Source organism: Klebsiella sp. (assembly GCF_027492335.1).
In the GTDB taxonomy this organism is placed as follows: domain Bacteria; phylum Pseudomonadota; class Gammaproteobacteria; order Enterobacterales; family Enterobacteriaceae; genus Klebsiella; species Klebsiella huaxiensis.
Genome location: NZ_JAPUEW010000064.1, coordinates 17,216 through 37,237 on the forward strand (window position 1 = coordinate 17,216; position 20,022 = coordinate 37,237).

At 53.3% G+C, this 20,022-nt stretch carries 18 protein-coding genes, 1 pseudogene and 1 other annotated feature; of the genes and pseudogenes, 5 read left to right on the forward strand and 14 right to left on the reverse strand.

Going from position 1 to position 20,022, the window contains the following annotated elements; all coding sequences use genetic code 11:
- Positions 1 to 111 precede the first annotated feature (111 nt).
- Positions 112 to 1,041: a DNA-binding transcriptional regulator DsdC gene (dsdC, locus tag QVF11_RS19030; protein ID WP_112215645.1), complete on the reverse strand. Its 930-nt coding sequence runs from the start codon at positions 1,039 to 1,041 to the stop codon at positions 112 to 114.
- 223 nt (positions 1,042 to 1,264) lie between these two features.
- Here dsdC and dsdX point away from each other — a divergent pair, with 223 nt between their 5' ends.
- Together dsdX and dsdA are read left to right on the forward strand one after the other, a co-directional pair.
- Complete coding sequence (dsdX, locus tag QVF11_RS19035) at positions 1,265 to 2,602, forward strand: D-serine transporter DsdX (protein WP_287858711.1); 1,338 nt, start codon at positions 1,265 to 1,267, stop codon at positions 2,600 to 2,602.
- Between the two features lie 16 nt (positions 2,603 to 2,618).
- Positions 2,619 to 3,947 (forward strand): D-serine ammonia-lyase, encoded by a 1,329-nt coding sequence (gene dsdA, locus QVF11_RS19040; protein WP_287858713.1) that lies wholly within the window; start codon positions 2,619 to 2,621, stop codon positions 3,945 to 3,947.
- A gap of 40 nt (positions 3,948 to 3,987) precedes the next feature.
- Here the strand turns inward: dsdA and QVF11_RS19045 are convergent, their stop codons facing one another.
- The 5 genes from QVF11_RS19045 to QVF11_RS19065 form a co-directional block, all read right to left on the reverse strand.
- Complete coding sequence (locus tag QVF11_RS19045; RefSeq protein ID WP_287858715.1) at positions 3,988 to 4,518, reverse strand: radical SAM protein; 531 nt, start codon at positions 4,516 to 4,518, stop codon at positions 3,988 to 3,990.
- Entirely contained in the window at positions 4,515 to 4,877 is a 363-nt protein-coding gene (locus QVF11_RS19050; RefSeq protein WP_110275988.1) for a DUF202 domain-containing protein, read from the reverse strand. The genes QVF11_RS19045 and QVF11_RS19050 overlap by 4 nt, the downstream gene beginning before the upstream one ends.
- Positions 4,867 to 5,214: a YidH family protein gene (locus QVF11_RS19055; protein WP_110275989.1), complete on the reverse strand. Its 348-nt coding sequence runs from the start codon at positions 5,212 to 5,214 to the stop codon at positions 4,867 to 4,869. The genes QVF11_RS19050 and QVF11_RS19055 overlap by 11 nt, the downstream gene beginning before the upstream one ends.
- A 161-nt stretch (positions 5,215 to 5,375) precedes the next feature.
- Positions 5,376 to 6,869 (reverse strand): sulfatase-like hydrolase/transferase, encoded by a 1,494-nt coding sequence (locus QVF11_RS19060; RefSeq protein ID WP_112215641.1) that lies wholly within the window; start codon positions 6,867 to 6,869, stop codon positions 5,376 to 5,378.
- Positions 6,866 to 8,581 carry a solute:sodium symporter family transporter gene (locus tag QVF11_RS19065; RefSeq protein ID WP_112215640.1) on the reverse strand — a complete coding sequence of 572 codons (1,716 nt, stop codon included), beginning with the start codon at positions 8,579 to 8,581 and terminating at the stop codon, positions 6,866 to 6,868. The genes QVF11_RS19060 and QVF11_RS19065 overlap by 4 nt, the downstream gene beginning before the upstream one ends.
- Before the next feature lie 176 nt (positions 8,582 to 8,757).
- Here QVF11_RS19065 and QVF11_RS19070 point away from each other — a divergent pair, with 176 nt between their 5' ends.
- A complete protein-coding gene (locus tag QVF11_RS19070) occupies positions 8,758 to 9,651 on the forward strand; it encodes a helix-turn-helix transcriptional regulator (protein ID WP_287858717.1) in 894 nt (297 codons plus the stop codon).
- Here the strand turns inward: QVF11_RS19070 and QVF11_RS19075 are convergent.
- Both QVF11_RS19075 and QVF11_RS19080 read right to left on the reverse strand, forming a co-directional pair.
- On the reverse strand, positions 9,648 to 10,970 hold the full coding sequence (locus tag QVF11_RS19075; RefSeq protein ID WP_112215638.1) for a 6-phospho-alpha-glucosidase: 1,323 nt from the start codon (positions 10,968 to 10,970) through the stop codon (positions 9,648 to 9,650). The two genes, QVF11_RS19070 and QVF11_RS19075, sit on opposite strands and share 4 nt — an antisense overlap.
- The gene (locus QVF11_RS19080) at positions 10,967 to 12,589 is read right to left on the reverse strand and encodes an alpha-glucoside-specific PTS transporter subunit IIBC (protein WP_112215637.1); all 1,623 of its coding nucleotides are present in this window, start codon (positions 12,587 to 12,589) and stop codon (positions 10,967 to 10,969) included. Before QVF11_RS19080 ends, QVF11_RS19075 begins: the two co-directional genes overlap by 4 nt.
- Positions 12,590 to 12,930: 341 nt before the next feature.
- Between QVF11_RS19080 and QVF11_RS19085 the strand changes: the two genes are divergently transcribed.
- Entirely contained in the window at positions 12,931 to 13,677 is a 747-nt protein-coding gene (locus QVF11_RS19085; RefSeq protein WP_112215636.1) for a GntR family transcriptional regulator, read from the forward strand.
- Here the strand turns inward: QVF11_RS19085 and QVF11_RS19090 are convergent.
- The 4 genes and pseudogenes from QVF11_RS19090 to ibpA all read right to left on the reverse strand — a co-directional run bounded on the left by QVF11_RS19090 (position 13,645) and on the right by ibpA (position 16,776).
- A complete protein-coding gene (locus tag QVF11_RS19090; RefSeq protein WP_287858719.1) occupies positions 13,645 to 15,306 on the reverse strand; it encodes a putative transporter in 1,662 nt (553 codons plus the stop codon). The genes QVF11_RS19085 and QVF11_RS19090 overlap by 33 nt on opposite strands.
- A 98-nt stretch (positions 15,307 to 15,404) precedes the next feature.
- Positions 15,405 to 15,563, reverse strand: a pseudogene (locus QVF11_RS19095) (DNA damage-inducible protein D); the annotation flags it as partial.
- A 252-nt stretch (positions 15,564 to 15,815) separates the two neighbouring features.
- Entirely contained in the window at positions 15,816 to 16,244 is a 429-nt protein-coding gene (gene ibpB / locus QVF11_RS19100; RefSeq protein ID WP_112215634.1) for a small heat shock chaperone IbpB, read from the reverse strand.
- 118 nt (positions 16,245 to 16,362) lie between these two features.
- The gene (gene ibpA / locus QVF11_RS19105) at positions 16,363 to 16,776 is read right to left on the reverse strand and encodes a small heat shock chaperone IbpA (protein ID WP_004126917.1); all 414 of its coding nucleotides are present in this window, start codon (positions 16,774 to 16,776) and stop codon (positions 16,363 to 16,365) included.
- Positions 16,770 to 16,845: a sequence feature (ROSE (Repression Of Heat Shock gene Expression) occurs in the 5'-region of heat shock genes and acts as an RNA thermometer to modulate expression.), on the reverse strand. Its footprint overlaps the gene before it by 7 nt.
- Positions 16,846 to 17,096: 251 nt before the next feature.
- Between ibpA and QVF11_RS19110 the strand changes: the two genes are divergently transcribed.
- Positions 17,097 to 17,426: a YceK/YidQ family lipoprotein gene (locus tag QVF11_RS19110; protein ID WP_167492843.1), complete on the forward strand. Its 330-nt coding sequence runs from the start codon at positions 17,097 to 17,099 to the stop codon at positions 17,424 to 17,426.
- A gap of 1 nt (position 17,427) precedes the next feature.
- Here QVF11_RS19110 and QVF11_RS19115 read toward each other — a convergent pair whose 3' ends face one another.
- Complete coding sequence (locus QVF11_RS19115) at positions 17,428 to 18,654, reverse strand: DUF3748 domain-containing protein (RefSeq protein WP_287858721.1); 1,227 nt, start codon at positions 18,652 to 18,654, stop codon at positions 17,428 to 17,430.
- A gap of 92 nt (positions 18,655 to 18,746) precedes the next feature.
- Positions 18,747 to 20,018 carry an MFS transporter gene (locus QVF11_RS19120; RefSeq protein ID WP_287858723.1) on the reverse strand — a complete coding sequence of 424 codons (1,272 nt, stop codon included), beginning with the start codon at positions 20,016 to 20,018 and terminating at the stop codon, positions 18,747 to 18,749.
- Positions 20,019 to 20,022: the final 4 nt, after the last annotated feature.

Sequence of the window (20,022 nt, forward strand, 5' to 3'; positions counted from 1 at the left end):
CAGCTCTTTTCCCGGGGACGGTGCTGCGCATCTGTCCGGTCTACCCGATCGCAGACGGCTGTGAATCCGTAGCCCGGTCAGCGCCTGTCTGGGCTCAAAACAATCCGGTCATCATAATTGCACCTGGCTCTGCAACCAGTTGATAAACGCTTCGATTTTCGGCCACTGACGGCCCGGCAGGGTCGTCACGTAATAGTGCTGGTGACATTTCAGCATCATGTCGCCGAACGGCGCGATCAGCTCCCCGTTATCGAGGCGCTTTTGCACTAGCCGTTTACGCCCCATTGCCACACCAACGTGGTTCATCGCCGCAATCACCGCTAAATCGGAACGATCGAAGCCAATCCCCGACGATTGCGGCAAATCAATACCAAACTGCTGAGCCCAGCTAAACCACTCATCGGTACCGGAATCGTTGCTCCAGGCCTGACGGTCATGCAATAGCGTACAGTGACGAAGATTATCGGGATTCTGCTGAAGCTGATGCTGGCGTGCGTAATCCGCCGTACAAACCGGCACGATGGACTCATCCATCAGAAAATGATGGCTGAGCTGCGATGAGGGCGCATCATCAAAGTAAATCGCCAGGTCGATCCCCGCACGCTGCATATTGACGTTATCGTTGCCGGTCAGCACGGTGAGCGAGATCGACGGGTAGCGACGGGTAAAATCGCCCAGCGCCGGAACCAGCCAGCACTGGGCGATGGACGGGCGCGAATAAACCGTTAACGTCCCCGACAGCTCCTGGTTTTTAATATCCAGAATCTCCTGGTTGAGGCTGTCCAGCGAGGATTTCAGCGCCCAAAACACCCGCTTGCCTTCATGCGTCAGTTCCACCTTGCGATGCGAGCGTACGAAAAGCTGAATTCCCAGTTCCTCTTCCAACTGGTTTATGCGGTGGCTAACCGCGCTCGGCGTCAGCGATAGCTCTTCCGCCGCCAGGGCAAACGACTCATGCCGCGCGGCAACCTCAAAGGTGTACAGTTTCGACAGCTGCCAGCCGTTAAGCAGCCGGTTGCCCAAATCTTTTAGCGTGTCCATTTCTTGCTCCTTCGCTTTTCAGCGTCGATTGTAAGAAAATTTTCGCCCTGACCGCGCTTTAAAGATGAATAAAAGTGATTCATAACACAATAAACAGACTATTTTAGAGCCAAATCACCTTTTTGATTCAATCTGATTCACCTGAAGCGTCGTTTATATCGTTTGTCAGCGCATGCTGTTTTTCTGTTCAATAACCACAGATTATTCACAGGCGAGGTGGGGTATGGAATCTCAGATCTGGGTTGTGAGCACTTTGCTTATCAGCATCGTGTTGATTGTAGTAACTATCGTCAAACTGAAGTTTCACCCATTCCTGGCGCTGCTGCTGGCGAGTTTTTTCGTTGGCGCAATGATGGGGATGAGCCCGCTGGATATGGTTAACGCCATTGAGAGCGGGATCGGCGGCACGCTGGGCTTTCTGGCAGCGGTCATTGGGCTGGGGACCATTCTCGGCAAAATGATGGAGGTTTCCGGCGCGGCGGAACGCATCGGCCTGACGCTCCAGCGCTGCCGCTGGCTGTCGGCGGATGTGATTATGGTGCTGGTGGGCCTGATTTGCGGGATTACACTATTCGTTGAAGTGGGCGTCGTGCTGCTTATCCCACTGGCGTTTTCCATTGCCAAAAAGACCAACACATCGCTACTCAAGCTGGCCATCCCGCTGTGTACGGCGCTGATGGCAGTCCACTGCGTGGTGCCTCCGCATCCGGCGGCGCTGTTCGTTGCCAACAAGCTGGGCGCGGATATCGGCACCGTTATCGTTTACGGTCTGCTGGTGGGCCTGCTGGCGTCTCTGGTCGGCGGCCCGCTGTTCCTGCGGCTGATCGGCAACCGCCTGCCGTTTAAAGCGGTTCCGGCTGAGTTTTCTAACCTCGAAGTGCGTAAAGAAGAGACGCTACCATCGCTCGGCGCAACGCTGTTTACCGTTCTGCTGCCGATTGGCCTGATGCTGGTAAAAACTGTCGCCGAACTGAACATGACTAAAGGCGGCACGCTGTACATGCTGCTGGAGTTTATCGGTAACCCAATCACCGCCATGTTTATCGCCGTCTTTGTCGCCTACTACGTGCTGGGCATCCGCCAGGATATGGGGATGAGCACCCTGCTGACGCATACGGAAAACTGCTTCGGTTCGATTGCCAATATTCTGCTGATTATCGGCGCTGGCGGGGCCTTCAACGCTATTCTGAAAACCAGCGGCCTGGCCGATACGCTGGCGGTAATTCTGTCTAATCTGGACATGCACCCGATTTTACTGGCCTGGCTGGTGGCGCTGATTCTACATGCCGCCGTCGGTTCCGCCACCGTAGCGATGATGGGTGCAACCGCTATCGTCGCACCAATGCTGCCGCTCTATCCCGGCGTGAGCCCGGAAATCATCGCTATCGCCATCGGCTCAGGCGCGATTGGCTGCACTATCGTAACGGATTCCCTGTTCTGGCTGGTTAAACAGTATTGCGGCGCAAGCCTCAACGAGACGTTCAAATACTATACAACGGCGACCTTTATTGCTTCGCTGCTTGCACTGGCCGGTACATTCCTGCTTTCTTTCATCATCTGAGCGCGAAGGACGTAATATGAAAAACGCTGACATGACTACTTTAATCGCACAGTTTCCTCTGCTGGAGGAGCTGATTGCCCTGAAAGAAACCACCTGGTTTAACCCGTCAACAACGTCGCTGGCGGAAGGTTTACCCTATGTTGGTTTAACGACTGAAGACGTTCAGGACGCCCACGCCAGGCTCGATCGCTTTGCGCCGTATCTGGCGCAAGCCTTCCCGGAAACCGCCGCGACCGGCGGTATTATCGAGTCGGAGCTGGTCGCTATCCCGGTAATGAAAGCCCGGCTGGAAAAAGCATTCAGCCAGCCGATTAGCGGCGATCTGCTGCTGAAAAAAGACAGCCATCTGCCAATTTCTGGCTCCATTAAAGCCCGCGGCGGCATTTACGAGGTGCTAACCCATGCGGAGAAGTTGGCGATCAACGCAGGCTTGTTAAAAACTTCCGATGACTACCGCAAGCTGCTGACCCCAGAATTCAGGCAGTTCTTTAGCCAGTACAGCATTGCCGTCGGCTCCACCGGCAACCTGGGGATGTCGATTGGCATTATGAGCGCACGCATCGGCTTTAAGGTGACGGTACATATGTCCGCCGACGCCCGGGCGTGGAAAAAGGCCAAACTGCGCAGCCACGGCGTAACGGTTGTGGAGTACGAGGAAGATTACGGCGTAGCGGTCGAGCAGGGGCGTAAAGCCGCAGAGTCTGACCCGAACTGCTTCTTTATTGATGATGAGAACTCGCGCACCCTGTTCCTCGGCTACGCCGTGGCCGGTGAGCGGCTAAAAGCACAGTTTGCCCGCGAAGGGCGGGTTGTCGATGCTGAACATCCATTATTTGTGTATCTACCCTGCGGCGTTGGCGGCGGCCCCGGCGGGGTGGCATTTGGCCTGAAGCTGGCCTTCGGCGACCACGTGCACTGCTTCTTCGCCGAGCCGACCCACTCGCCTTGTATGCTGCTGGGGGTCTATACCGGCCTGCATGATGAGATTTCGGTTCAGGATCTGGGGATTGATAATCTGACCGCCGCAGACGGTCTGGCGGTAGGCCGCGCTTCCGGTTTTGTTGGCCGGGCGATGGAGCGCCTGCTGGATGGGTTCTATTCTCTCGATGATCAGACCATGTACGACATGCTGGGTTGGTTAGCCCAGGAAGAGGGCATTCGCCTGGAGCCTTCCGCGCTGGCGGGAATGGCCGGGCCGCAGCGGGTGTGCGCCAGCCAGGCGTATCAGCAGATGCACGGTTTCACCGCTGAGCAGATGCAGAATGCCACCCATCTGGTGTGGGCGACCGGCGGCGGTATGGTGCCGGAAGAGGAGATGGCACAGTATCTGGCGAAGGGACGCTAAGCAAACGGAGCGGCGACGAAGACTCTCTCGTCGCCATTTTTTAGCGCAGCAGATGCATCAGTTCAGCCGGCGAGCGATGCTGGTTGAGTAAATCGCGCAGGACGCGCATATAGGGGGCGCTCCAGCTGTAAAACTGCCGGTATCCCTCGCATAGCGCATTGGAGCCATCTTCCAGACGCAGCTGCGGGCAGCCGCCGCCGCATAATCTTAGCCAGGCACAGCCCGCGCAGGCTGGCCCCGGCGGATTGTTAGCATAACGCACCGTCTCACCGCGCCAGGCGCGCAGCGTCGCTTCAAACAGCGGCACCACAACGCGATTCGCGTCTTCTTTGACCCAAATAGCAAATACCGTGCAGAGAAACTCCCCCCAAAGGCGGGCATCGGTAGGCTGCAAATGAGGAATAAACTTGATAGCCACGACCCCCTTCGCGCTCAGTTGAAGGTAGACACGCTCGGGGTTTTCACAATCCTGACGATGGATAACCACTTCCTGCACCGGGATATCGCCCACCAGAGACTGGCAGTTGCCGCAGTGCTGATCGTCACCGTAATCGGCCTGACATCCTGTCATATCACATCCTTAATAAACAAAATCACCTGTCTTATGTGCGTTACAGCAAACAACAATGACAGGGAAAGTACTGCGAATGCGATCAAAAATTTGTCACGAACCGCCTGCCGCTGAACAAAATCACTTTGCTCAACGTCCATCAAATTGCGGCTGCGGGTATAGCGCCAGAGGATGATGGCGACGAACGGCAGTATGCACAGCGAGATCCAAAACGGAAGCCCCGCTTGATGCCAGTGGTGCTTAATCGCCAGCGCCAGCAGCGCGCCATAGCCCAAGAGGGTGCGAAACCAGGCCAGCGACGTACGCTCCGGCTGCAGGCCCGGATCGCTCTCGCGACGCGCCCGGCGATTATCCGGCATAGAGCACCAGCGCCATCACCACCGCGATAACAATCGTCAGCAGAATACTGATCAGCAGCAGCGTGCGGGTGTAGGGAAGGTCCTGCTTAAGCCGCATTGCCTTTTCGTTGCTCAGCCAGCGCAAATAGCCGTAAATCGCCAGACCACCGGCAAACAGGCACAGCAGCAGGGCGAGGATTTCACGAATCAGCGGCGTGGCGAAATCCGGCGCCAGCTGGTCCAGGCCGACCCCACCGGCCAAAAATCCGAGTGAAGTACGGATCCATGCCAGAAAGGTACGTTCGTTGGCCAGCGAGAAACGATAGTCCGGCGCTTCGCCGAGGCGGGATATTTTCATCATGGCTCCTTGATGGGTACCCGGGTGCGTAAAATACCGGCGATTCTACCTGAGAGGCAAAGCGGAAGGCATTAATAATCGCCCCATTTCAGAGAAAGTTCAGGCCTGATAACCCCTTATTGTTGGGCTACCAGACCAGTTTTCAGCAGCGGCGTAATTCGTCAGAACTTCTGTTTTTTCTCCTCCACCTTCACCCCCTGGGTCGGCAGGCCGGTATCGTAGTCGCGGACTACCGGCGAGTAGCCATCCTGCGGGCGCGGGCGGAAAGCGCCCATCCAGCGCGGCTGAGCTTCCGGCCGCCACGGGCGCAGGCTCCACTGATAGGTGCGGAACGGGTCGCGGATTTTATCCATGTAGTCCAGCAGCGCATCATGCATTTGGCAGCGAACGTCGGCGAAATCAGGGTTATCAATCAGGTTATGCAGTTCATCAGGGTCATTTTTACGATTATACAGTTCATCAGTGGTAAACAGATTAAGCACCAGTTTGTACTCATCCGTTACCCAGCAGCGCACCGGGATAAAACCGCCAAAGCTGTCATGCTCAATTTCATAACGATTGAATTCCACCATCACGCCGCGCGGCGTTTCAGCATCGAGAATATTTTCTCCCGGCAGGATATCCGGCTTATCGATGCCCGCCAGCGCCATCATCGTCGGCAGCAGGTCGATATGGCTGACCGGCGTATCGACCTGCATGGGTTCCCCCTGCGGCGGGCGCATAATCAGCGGGATACGGGTAATGTCGTCATACATCGCCGCACCTTTGCTGATGAGCTTATGCGCCCCCATCATCTCGCCGTGATCGGAGGTGTAAATCACCCAAGTGTTGTCCCGCTGCTCCGGGGTTAAGGCGTTGATCACCCGGCCAATCTGGTCATCGACGAAGTCGTTACAGGCAAAATAGAGCGGATGGTGATAGCGCCCATCGTCACCTACCGGGGATGGCATCGCCTGCGACCATAGCCGATGGTGTTCCGGTTTATTGCTCAACGAATCATGAGCCTTCGGCCCGAGGTCGTAATAAAAGTCCTGATACTTCTCCAGATACTCCACCGGGCAGGTAAACGGATGGTGCGGCTCGTCATAGGACACCACCATCAGGAACGGCTCGTCGGCGCGCGTGGGTTGATGCAGGAAGTCTACCGCCCGGTTGCTGATACGGTGCGCCCAGGTGAAGGTTTCATTGATCCCGTGCCGCTGTAAATCTTCTACGCTGTTCAGGCCGTTACGCCACAGGCTGATCTCTTCCTCGGTCATTTCCGCGAGGTAATTCGCGCCATCAAACCAGTAGTCAGCATCCCACTCAGAAGGGCACTCGCCGGTACCAAAATAGTCGTGGCCATCAAGGTGCCACTTACCGATATAGCAAGTGTGGTAGCCCGCATCTTTAAAGTAGCGCCCCATGGTGGAGATATTTTTCCCGGGTGCGACGTTATTGGTCCACGGGCCGGACTGATTGGCGTAAATCCCGGTAAACAGCCCGGCACGCGCCGGGGTGCATACCGGCGAGCAGGTATAGGCAGAATTGAAGCGGATACCTTCAGCAGCCAGATTATCAATGTTATTGGTATTCAGCGGCTTACCGCTGTAGCAGCCCACCATATTAGTGGCCTGGGTATCGGTCATAATGAACAGGAAATTAGGGCGACTCATGATTTTTCCTTAACGTCGGTAGCATAGTTAACCGGAGCAGAGCGGCGTTCCCGCCAACTGCTGTAGATCAGATAAATAACCACCGCCGCAGTGATGGAGTAGCAGACCATTGCTAGCCAGCGGGTGCCGTAACCGCCGAATTCAGCGAGACCGGCGTAAACGCCGATCATGGCGAACAGGATGCCCACTGAGGCAATCTTCACATGCCGCCACGGCACCATATCCACGGCGAAAGCATCATGAAATTTAAACGGCGTCGCTCGCGGCTTAATGAAGCCGATAATCAACATCACCACTACGTTGATGCAGAAGGTGCAGGCCAGCACGTAGAGGAAATGGAAATCGAACTTCACCAGATAGTTGATGGTGATATAGCTGACGATACCCAGTCCCATCGCGACTTTAGCCGCCAACGCCGGAATGCGCGGGAAGAAGAAGCCCATAATGATGATCGTCACCAGCGGCACGTTATAAATACCGTTGAGCTGTTTCATCCAGCTATACAGGCCCTGCGGCGCATTGGCGATCCACGGCGCGACAATCACCGAGATCACCGCGATAAACAGGCCAAATTTACGCCCAACGCGCACCAGTTGATCCGGCTGGGCATTTTCATTGATGATGCGCCGATAAATCCCCATGCTGAACAAGGTGCTGGCGCTGTTTAAAAAGCCGTTGAAGGTGCTGATAACCGCGCCAAACAGCACTGCGCCAAAAAAGCCGACCAGCGGAAGCGGCATCACCTTATTGACCAGCGTCGGATAGGCCATATCCGCACTCGGCAGGTCCTGATAGAGATGGAACGCGATTAAACCGGGGAGCACCAGAATCAGCGGGTCCAGCATCTTCAGGACCGCCGTCAGCAGCGCTCCTTTCTGCCCTTCCGCCAGACTTTTCGACGCCAGCGTGCGCTGCACAATCCCCTGGTTAGTACACCAGTAGAACGTGTTCACCAAAATCAGGCCGGTGAACGCCGCCCCTATGGGTAAGGGATCGGAGCTGCTGCCGATGGAGTTGAGTTTCTCCGCATGCACCGTCGTTAGCTGCTCAATGCCCTGTAAAAAGCTCCCCTTACCCATGGCGATAAGTCCGAATACCGGCACCATCAGGCCACCGATCACCAGACCGATACCGTTGATGGAGTCGGCAATCGCCATCGCGCGCATACCGCCGATAACGGCATATAAAATCCCCGCCAGCCCCAGTAAAATCACCAACAGCCAGATAGCCGCGCCCTGGGTTAAGCCCAGCGAGTCCCCGATATGAAACAGGCTGTTAAGTGCCAGCGCCCCGGAGTAGAGAACGATTGGCAGAAAGCAGACGCCGGTAGCTATCAGGAAACAGAAGTCGATAATAATGCGAGTGGTTTTATCGTACCGCTCTTCGAGAAAGTCCGGGATGGTAGCGATGCCGCGCTGCAAGTAGCGAGGCAGAAAGATCAGCGCCAGGAAGATCAGCGTCACCGCCGAGGTTACCTCCCAGCCCATCACCGACATGCCGCTTCTGTAGGCCTGCCCGGATAACCCCACCAGTTGTTCGGTCGATAAGTTGGTTAACATCAGCGAGGCGGCAATAACCGGCGCTTTCAGCGAACGTCCGGCAAGAAAATAACCCTGCTGCGAACCGGTGTCCGCTTTTCTTACCTTCAACCAGGTAATGATAGCCACCAGTAGCGTAAAACCGACAAAGCTCAAAATTTGTATAGCATTCATCTTGTAGCCCTTGTTTGTCATTATATCCTGGCGCTATCAGGTACAAAGGTATAGCGTTTTATCCAGGTAAGGCGATGAGATTCATAAAATAATGGGTAACGTATCCCTGAAGAGTTATTTTTTTGCTAAATTCCCTCTAGCAGGTTGCAGGCATCATTCGCTGATGGGAAATTAAAATGAATGGAAAAATACAAATTTCGCATGTAAAAAACGAAACTACGTATAATATTCCGTTAGTTCTGGAAGAAAATGTGATCTCAAGCGGGATTTCTCTGCTCTCGCTATGGCATACCCTTGCTGATGAAAGCTACCGGGTCAGTTGGCCTCGCGATAAAAAGAAACCGCTTATCGCTAACTCCTGGGTGGCGATATATACCCTTCAGGGATGCGGAAAAATATATCTGAAAGACAACTCTAAAATTACGCTGAATGGGAACTGTGTCATATTTTTAAAACCTATTGAGATAAAATCCTATCACTGTGCTGGCCTGGTCTGGGAGCAGTACTGGATGGAGTTTATTCCTACCACACTGATGCCTATTCCAATATTGCAAATTGGAACGATTTATCATGGTGATGTATTTAATAAAGAGTTAAATGAAGTAGCATTATTGATTGCAGATCGCGATCCGCTAAAAAATAATCTGGCTGTGGCCTATTTAACGAAAATCATCTATCAATGGATTTGCCTGATTGCCGAAAGTGGCAACAAAGACCGGCAGATGCAAAAGCTGGAAAACCTGATTGCCACTCTCCACGCTAACCCGCAAAAGCGCTGGAGCGTGGCCGATATGGCGGACGCCATGCAGTGCAGTGAGCCCTGGCTGCGGCGTCTGTTTCTGCGCTATACCGGTAAAACACCAAAAGAGTATTACCTCAATGCGCAACTGGAACTGGCACAGTCTTTATTGAAGCAGGAGGGAAATACCGTAAGTAAGGTTGCGGGAATGCTGAACTTCTTTGACTCTTTTCATTTCAGCAAAGCGTTTAAACGCCGCTTCGGCTATGCACCCTCAGAGGTGCTAAAAATGAATGACCGACACCCAACGGATGCCGGTCAGCAGGATTAATGCAGTTCCGGCCAGTACTCTTTATTGGCCGCAATCAGGTCGTCAAGAATCGCTTTAGCAACGGAGGCGCTCGGTACGGTTTTCGACAGCGCAATAGCCTGCCACAACTTGTGGTAAGAGCGGTGTTCCCAGGCATCCACCACCAGTTTTTCCACCGCCACCTGCTGGCTCATCATCCCTTTCTGGAAATGAGGAATATCGCCAACCGTTAACGGCTCCGGTCCGTTGTGGCCGACCAGGCAAGGAATTTCCACCATCGCATCGGCATCAAAGTTATGAATCGCGCCGTTGTTCGGCACAATCAGCAGCATGCGTTCCTGGGTATTAAAAGCAATAGCCGCCGCCAGATCGACGATATAGGAAGCATGTTCGTCGATTTCCAGATCGCCTGCGGAAGAGTTACCTGCTTCAATAATCGCGCGACAGGCACTGAAGACGTTTTTCTCACGATGATCCATCACTTCGTTCGCGCGGGTACGTTCTGGATTGGAGTGCGCCACCACGTAGTCCGGGAACAGGTAATACTTGAGATAAGTATTCGGCATCGTATCCGGATCCAGCGCCTGCACGTCTTTCGCCTTAGCAAAGGTATCGTTCCAGCTCGCTTCGGTGTGCGGATCGTTAGATGGCGGAACATAGCCGTATTTCGCCACATGTTCGCGCAGCTTCGGCATCAGATCGTTACCTTGCAGATCTTCAATCGAGGTCCACCAGCCGAAGTGGTTAAGGCCGTAGTAGCGCACGCGCATCTGCTTGCGATCCTTGAGACCGACGATTTGCGCCATCCGCCCTTCAATGCCGATCGGCATATCGCAAATGTTGAGAATTTTAGCGTTCGGACGCAGGCGACGGGTTGCTTCCGCCACAATTGCCGCCGGGTTGGAGTAGTTGAGCATCCAGGCATTCGGTGAATATTTTTCCATATAATCCACCAACTCCAGTACCCCGCCAATGGAGCGCATACCGTAGGCAATACCGCCAGGGCCGCAGGTTTCCTGGCCCAACACGCCGTGGCGCAGCGGGATTTTTTCGTCTTTTTCACGCATCGGATATTTGCCCACACGGATGTGCGCCATCACGAAATCAACGTCGGTAAAGGCTGCCTGCGGATCGGTGGTGTAGCTGAATTCAATCTCCGGTGCCTGCTCTTTGAGGATCACTTTGCATGCCTCGGCGATGGTCTCCTGACGCGCGCCGTCGTTGTCGTAAAATTTCAGCGCCCGCAGCGGGAAGCGATCCTGGTTTGCTAACAGCATCAGTACGATGCCCGGGGTAAAGGTACTGCCGCCGCCTGCGATAACAACTGAGAATTTTTTCATGATACTGCCTCCGTCATGGTGGTTTGTTCGGTCTGTAGAGAATCTTTCATCAGGGTTTCAAGCTGGTCGCGGACCTGGGGAACGTGCAGGCCGACAATGACCTGAATCCCGTTGCCGCGGCGCACAACGCCGTGGGCGCCCAGCGCTTTAAACACGTCATCACTTTGTGTTTTCGCCATATCAACCAGCGCAATGCGCAGCCGGGTGGCGCAGTTATTAATACTCTCGATATTGCCCGCCCCGCCCAGCGCCTGCAGGAAGCCTGCGGCCTGGCCCAGTTTGGTATCCGTCGCCCCTGCGGCGCTGGTTTTACCGCGAGCGGCCTGGTAATCGGCTTTGCTGTAGAGCTTGATTTCACTGTCTTCACGGCCCGGCGTTTTCAGGTTCAGGCGCAGAATCAGCGCACGGAAAATGACGAAATAGAGCGCGGTGAAGCACACGCCAACGCCTATCTGGATAAACATCATCGACGCGTGGTTGTGGAACATCGGGATCCAGTTTTGCGGCAGGAACTGGTCAAGCAGGCCGCCGCCAAAGTTGCCCACCACGCCGCAGATATACATCACCGTCGCCATGGTGGCCGCCAGTACAGCGTGGACGGCAAACAGCAGCGGCGAGATGAACAGGAAGGTGAATTCCAGGGGTTCGGTTATCCCCACCAGCATGGCGGTCAAAGTGGCAGGAATTAGCAGCCCGGCGACTTTGACGCGGTTTTCCGGCGCGGCGGTAAAGTAAAGCGCCAGCGCAATGCCCACCGAACCAAAGACCTTCGAGTTACCGTGCAGCGCAAATCCGCCTTCCGGGAACAGGGTTTTCAGTGCCTCAGTGCTCTGGCTGAATTCCTGTAAATGCTGCGCCCAGTAGACCTGAATGCCACCCTCCACTACCGCCGGACCGAAGATAAATGGGCCGTAGACGAAGTGGTGTAGACCGGTCGGGATCAGGATGCGTTCGAGGAAGATATATACCCAGACGCCCAGCGCCCCGGCAGAGCGTAAGAAGGCCTGCAGCGATTCAATGCCCATCTGCACTTTTGGCCAGCCTAGCAGGGTGAGCCAGGCGCAAGGGATCATCGCCAGGAAAGCGACAATCACCACAAACGAGGAGCCCTGAAAGATGCCGAGAAAAACCGGCAGCGGTTTATCGAAATAGCGGTTATGCAGGGCGGTCACCAGCCCGGAAATAACGATCGCGCCGATAATGCTGGTATCGAGCGTTTTAATCCCGGCCATCATCGTCAGGCCGCTGCCTGCGGTCGGTTCAACGGAAAAGTCGACGCCGAAGAAGTGGCCCCAGGTCATCCCCATGGCGTTGATGAAATAGTTCCAGGTGAGAAAACTCACCAGAACCGCCAGACAGGCCCGGCCCTGAGCCTGTTTCGCCAGGCCGATCGGCAGACCGACGGCAAAAATCAGCGGCATATTACGAAAGACAGTCCAGCCGCCCTCTTCAATGATGTGAACGATCTGAGCAAATAAACTATCGGGTGCGGTGAGCGCTTCGCCGACGAACATCGGGTTACGCAGCATAATGGCGATACCCACCACGATCCCGGCGAAAGGAAAGAGCAAAACCGGGGTAAACATGGCGCCGCCAAAGCGTTGTATTTGACTGAGCATTTGAAAATCCTCATGTAACAACTCGTAGGGTGAGTGGCCTTATTCATACCCGTCATACTCCACGTACAGCGGTGAATTATTCTGGGTAACTATTTGTACTGGCCTGAAACGAGGATAGAAATTTGCCCGAGCGGCAACATGCAGCGCCGTTGCGATTCGTGATCGCTTTCATGGTTTTAATTGCGTCAATGTTGTCTACTTTTTTATAAAAAAATAGACATGATGAATTCAGCTTATGAAATCATCATGACGAATAGTTTTTATCTTTATGTATTAATTTAATTTTTATAGGAAATCGTCCATTCGGCATCGCTTTCAACATAGTGAATAGAGGTCTACTGGTGATCTACAAATCCATCGCCGACAGATTGCGTCTGCGGCTGAATTCCTCCGATTTCGATATCGGCAGCCCGCTTCCGGGCGAAAAAAAGCTGGCTGAAGAGTTCGGCGTCGCACGCATGACCATCCGTAAAGCCATCGATCTGCTGGTCACCTGGGGGCTGGTTGTGCGTCGGCACGGTTCCGGCACCTATGTTGCCCGTAAAGATTTACATCACGAAACCACCAATCTGACCGGACTGGCCGAGGTGTTACGCAAGCATGGTAAGGAGGTAGTGAGCCGGGTATTGGTTTTCGAGGTGATGCCCGCGCCTCCGGCTATCGCCAGCCTGCTGCGAATACAAATTGATGAACGGATCTACTTCTCGCGCCGGGTGCGCTATGTCGATGGCAAGCCGCTAATGCTGGAAGACAGCTATATGCCGGTGAAGCTGTTTCGTAATCTGTCGTTGGTGCATCTGGAGGGGTCGAAGTTCGATTATATCGAGAAGGAGTGTGGGATAACCATCAGCGGTAACTATGAAACGCTGTCGCCAGTGCTTGCAGACAAGCAGCTGGCGCAGTCGATGAACGTACCAGAACAGACGCCGCTGCTGCGCATTACCTCCCTTTCCTACAGCGACAGCGGCGAGTTTCTAAACTACTCGGTGATGTTTCGTAACGCCAGTGTGTATCAGGTGGACTACCATCTGCGGCGCGTCCACGCGGAAAATCCGTTAACCCACTCCCCAGAACAGCACCGCCAGTAGCTGCGGGGTAATAATGCGTAAGAACATGACCAGCGGATAAACGGTGGCGTAGGAGAGCGCCGCCGCACCGCTGGTGGCGTGCAAGTTGTTGGCAAAAGCCAGTGCTGGAGGGTCGGTCATTGAACCGGCCAGCATGCCACACAGGGTCAGGTAGTTCATCTTCGCGAACATACGTGCCAAAATCCCTACAGCTAACAGCGGTATGCCGGTGATAAAGATGCCGTAGGCAATCCAGCTCATGCCGTCACCTTCAATCAGCGTCGCCACAAAGTCACCGCCGGATTTCAGCCCAACCACCGCCAGGAACAGCACAATGCCCAGTTCGCGTAGCGCGAGGTTAGCGCTGGGCGGCATAAACCAGTACAGCTTACCGATGCTGCCGATACGCCCGAGAATCAGCGCCATAATTAGCGGCCCGCCGGCCAGACCCAACTTCAGCGCCGCCGGGAACCCAGGAATAAACAACGGAATAGAGCCCAGTAGAACGCCCAGACCAATGCCGATAAACACCGGCAGCATCTGCACCTGCTGAAGTTTTTGCTGCGCGTTGCCAAGCTCGGCGGCAACCGCGTCAATCGCTTCCGGACGGCCCACAAGATTCAGGATATCACCGAACTGCAGGCTGGCATGGCTGCTGGCGACCAGCTCAACCCCAGCACGATTGAGGCGCGAGATAACCACGTCATAGCGTTGTTTAAAGTGCAGATCGCGGATTCTTTTACCCAATACCTTCTCGTTGGTGACCACCACACGCTCAACTTTCAAGTCAGTACCGCGAGTGGAGAGCGAGGTGGCAACCTCCTTACCAATCACCAGTTGGGCATTATGTAAATCCTCTGGCCGCCCAACCAGATGCAGCAGGTCGCCAAGCTGAATCAGGGTATTCGGCGCAGGCACCATCAGCATCTCCTCACGCTTGAGGCGCGAGCAAATCAGTTTATCGCTGTTAAGCATCGGGACATCCTGAATCGCCATATTATTCAGGTTCGGGTTTTCGACCCGCACGTTGAGAGTCTGGAGATGAGCGTGACCATTGCCGCTGTTCTCATCAAACTGCTGGGCCTCTTTTTCGACGTTAATGCGGAAAAACAGCCGGACCAGCCACATGGTCAGCAGAATGCCGCAAATGCCGAACGGATAGGCCATGGCATAGCTCATCCCCATCTGGTCGACGGTATCAAACGGCACGCCAAGGTCGCGCAGGATCTGCTGCCCGGCACCCAGTGCTGGCGTGTTGGTGACGGCCCCGGAGAAGATGCCGAGCACCACCGGAAGAGGGATATCGAACAGTTTATGCAGGACTGCGGTGACCAAACCGCCAAGGATCACGATAAGAATGGCGAAGAGATTAAGCCGCAGGCCGGAAACGCGCAGCGAGGCGAAGAAGCCCGGCCCCACCTGAATACCGATGGTATACACGAAGAGAATCAGGCCAAATTCCTGAATAAAGTGCAGCATTGGGCTACTGAGCGTGATGCCCGCCTGGTCCACGAAGTGGCCGACGATGATTCCGCCAAACAGCACGCCTCCGATACCAAAGCCGACACCGCGCACTTTTACATTGCCGATCCACAATCCAACTACCGCAACCAGCGCCAGGACGCTAACGGTCAATGCTATATCACTCATCGTCTCTTCCCTGTGAATAACATTATGAACAAAGAGGATTATGACTGGCTCTCAATAGACTGTATGCCGCCTGGCGCACAATAATCACGGGATCAGGCTTACGACTCAGGAGCATCTTTCTTTTTCGCGGCGATTTTTAGCTGCTGAATGCTTTTCTCCGGAGAAGGAAGCGCTTCCGGCATCGTGCCGCCAAGATCTTTAATCGTCTGACGCACTTTTTGCCCAACTTCATAATGGGTTTGATTAGCCAGTTGCTTACGTGTTGGCTACGCTCGCTCACCCCAGTCACATAGTTATCTATGCTCCAGGGGACTCACTCCCTTACCGCCTCATCTCTATTTTTAATCACCTCGAATGGCTGCTGTTCGTTCATTACATATCACTGTTTCAGTGAACCTATAAAATCTGATTATTTTTTAAACTGAAACATCTGTTGCAGCAAGGGCATTTTATGAGCATACGCGCACAAAAAAGCCCCGAAAATCGGGGCTTTATACATGTTCACTTAATTAGCTATTCAAGACGGGACGATCGCTGATGGCGATACGCTGCGGAGCTATCTGTTCCGGCTCGTTACGGGTCAAATCGATATGCAGCAGGCCATTGGTAAAGGTTGCCCCTGAGACTTCCATATTTTCGGCGAGCGTAAAGCTCAGGCTAAATGCCTGGCTCACCAACCCCTGATGCAGCCATTTGGTCTCTTTTTCCGGCTGCTGTGGCGCGCCTTTTACCGTCAGACGCGTACCTTCCAGCTGAATATCCAAATCTTCCTGACGGAAACCAGCCAGCGCAAGGGTAATGCGATAGTGGTTATCGTCGCTTTTCTCAATGTTATAGGGTGGGAAGCTCTGGCTTTCACCGGCGGTTTGCAGGGCGTTGGCCAGTTTGTCAAAACCGATCCATTGACGCAGCAGTGGGGATAAATCGTAGTTACGCATTGTGTTTCTCCTTCTAAGAAGCGAGTAGATATCTGCAAATCCTGTGGATTCGCATTTGCCCCCTGACGGCGGGCAGATTTTTACATTAATACCGGGCCACGTTAGCGGCCCGACGAAATTAGTTGATTTCGATACGGCGCGGTTTATTCGCTTCAGGAATAACTCGCTCCAGGTCGATATACAGCAGACCGTTTACCAGGTTGGCGCCGCGAATATGGATATTTTCCGCGAGCTGGAATTTACGCTCAAAATTGCGTTCAGCGATACCCTGATACAGGTAAGTACGTTCTTTCTGCTCAGCGGCGTGGGCGCCTTTTACGATCAGCAGATTATCCTGAGCGGTAATTTCCAGTTCGCTCTCTGCAAAACCGGCAACGGCAATCGCGATGCGGTAGTTGTTCTCGTCGACTAATTCAACGTTGTACGGAGGGTAGCCGCCATTACTCTGGCTTTGATTATTTTCTAACAGATTGAAAAGGCGGTCGAAACCAATAGCAGAACGATACAACGGGGAGAGATCGAAATTACGCATAATACATAGCTCCTGAAATCAGCGAGAATTATCTGACCTTCCATCATGGACAGGTCGTTATTACCCAGAATACCCATTCGGCGTATTCTCTACGGGTCACATTCCTAAAATGGGTATATCCATGGTGTTTTCAAGGCCAACAGGGCAATTTTTTTTGCAGTTTGTGGTCTATTGCTTAGACTGGAGTCACAGCACAAAAGGCAAAGTGCGACGCCTGCCACAGTGCAGCGCAATGGCACTATGCATCCATGGAATGGCCCGATATAACCGATATGTACGTAGAAGGTTCTATCAACGCCCGTAACGATGACGGAAGAATAATGAAAAACGGTCTGTTAAAGCTGGTCCTGTTCAGCGGGATGATAAGTTTGGGCGGTTGCTCCAGCGTGATGTCACATACCGGCGGTAAAGAAGGAACCTATCCGGGAACGCGCGCCAGCGCGCAAATGCTTGGGGACAGCGACGCTAACTGGGGAACTAAATCCCTCGTGGCCCTGGATATGCCGCTGACTGCCGTGATGGACACGCTGCTGCTGCCGTGGGATATGTTCCGTACCGATAGCTCGGTCAAATCGCGCGTAGAAAAGAGCGAAAAAGAGACGCTGGCGACCAATTCGGTGATCCCGCCAGCGCGGATGCCTAACCCGTAATTCAACGCGCTGTTGCGGTTACCCATAGCTGGCGGTAACCGTCCACTTCCTCCATCCAGGCAAGCTGTTTGCCGTCTGGCGAAAAGACGATCGCATCGCCCGATGGCGGATTTTCATGCGCGTCGGTCAAGAAGGTGATTTCCCCGCTCTGCGCATTGCAAAGCGCAATGCGATTTTCCAGAACAAAGCCCAGCCATTTTCCTGATGGATGCCAGTTAAACGCCGATTGAATATCTGCGCTATTGTGGGTTAGCTGCCGCGGTTCGCCGCCTTGTGGCGAAATAAGCCATAGCTGAACGACGCCGGTATCATCACGCATCAGAAAAGCAATCTCCGTGGCCTGCGGGTTGGCCCGCACCCAGTGGCGCGGCGTATTCGCAAGCCCAGGGTAACGACGCTCATGAGTAAACGTTAAGCGATGCTGAACAACGCCAGCCGGAGGCGCGGGCATCGTCGTTTCAGTCCCTGCCAGCGGCGCATCACCCGACTGCTTCCAGCCCTGTTCGGTCTTAGGCAGATCAACAATAAAAAGCTCCGGTACTTTATCGCCATTTACCGATAGCGTATCGCCGATAAACGCCAGCGCCTGGTTGCCGACCCAGCCCTCTTCGTAGGCCCGGTTGATGTCGTCGCTACCCGGGGTAGGCGTCGGTGTTGTCCGGCTGACCAGTACGCACCAGTGGCTGCCGCTATACTCACGTGGATGCTGTCCACCTGGAATTACCGGGCCATAGGGCACCGCCACGCCAACGTTACGCAGGTCGAGTAATGGATCGCGCTCACGCAGCACATGGTCGTTATAGGTAAAGCTGACCAGCTCGCCGTTTGGGCTGAAGACATGCACATGGCTGCCGCCGCGCAGTGCCCCTGGCGTATACGGCGCGGTGATATCCATCGCATCAAGATTGTGCGTTTCTCCCTGATAAGTCACTACGCCGCGACGATGGTGGAAATCGTAATGCCAGTGTTCATCCGGGTTTTCCGGGCCGTGGATAAAGACATATTTATCTACCGATGGATGAACGGTCACCACGCCAACGTGCGCACCGTTTGTCGCACGATAGATCACTTCAACGTCGCTGCTTTCAACATTGACGCGTTCAATAGTTTCGCCGGTAAATGACGCCCCGGACGGGCGGACATCGAAAACCAGCCACTGGCTATCCGCCGTCCAGGTGCGGGTATTGGTAAGCTGATGATGGCGGGGGGCAAAGGTGACTTGTTTCATAGCAGAGAAACCCAGGCAGAAGAAAAAAGGGAAATAGCGTAGCACAGATAAAATACGGGGGCACGATGCCCCCGTATTGGTCACGGCTGCAATTAAGAGTTATCAGATGCCGGTTTTGCTATCAACGCTTTTTCTTCTGGTGGGGTACCTCTTAATAAGAAAAATGAGATAACCGTAAAGGTTAGGGTAATGCATCCCAAGAATAAATAAGCCTGATGGAATCCCATTGTGTCATACATGCGCCCTACATAAGATGACAGGAAAATTGCTGATACATGTTTCGCCACATTAAACCCGACCAGATAAATCGTTGCTGAAAGTCGCGGGTCGAATACCTTATTGATATATTTGAAAGTACCAATATATAAAAATGGCATTTCAAACATATGCAGCATCTTCAGTAACACGACTTCAACAGGCGTTGTTGCTATTGATGAACCCAGGATGCGAATCGTCATTATCGTCCCGGCAAGTAACAACACTTTCTTGGCCCCAACCTTTAATACTACAAACGGGGCAATGAACATAATACAGGCATTAAGTAACTCACCGCCGGTCGTGACAAACCCGAATACTTGGTTACCTCTTTGCGGGTTTTCGAAAAAGCTTTTAAAAAAATTAGCAAACTGCTGATCAAACACATCATAAATACTAGCGACACCGAGAACATAGATTAAAAAGGCCCAAAAGCTCGGTAATTTAAATAAACCTAATGCAACAGGAATGGATATATCGCCTTTTTTACCCGTGACCTCAATGCTTTTTTGCATTGACTGCGGTTCTGGACGAGTAATCACCAGAAGTACTGAAAGAATCAGAGCAAGGCCAGAGGAGATCCAGAATATAATATCCGGATTAATCCCCATCAGCATACCCGTTAGAGAGGCACAAACCGCCCACCCGATACAGCCGGACATCCTCACCTTACCGTATTCAAAGTTATTTGCGCGGCTTACTTTTTCAATATAAGCATCAACGGCTCCGGATCCGCCGGAAAAAACAAATCCCAGATAGACACCGCCAACAACAGATCCGAGATAGATATCTTTAGCTAACAATGGTTTAAAAACCAGTAAGAAGAATGGTGCGAAACAGACCAGTCCCGCAACAATAACCCAGAGCAAATGCTTACGCAGCCCTAACTTATCGGTGATATAACCAAAAAGAAACTGAAATATAATCCCAAAAAATGCCACACACGAAAAAACAATCCCTGTTTCGGTTTTACTCAGATGGTTAACGTCAGCCAGCCATACAGGGAAAAATGGAAAATAAGCTGACATAATAAAGTAATAAAAGAAAAAGAAAATAAAGAATGAGATAAAATTCTTTTTCTCTGCAGGGTTCAGAGTACTGATATTCATAAGT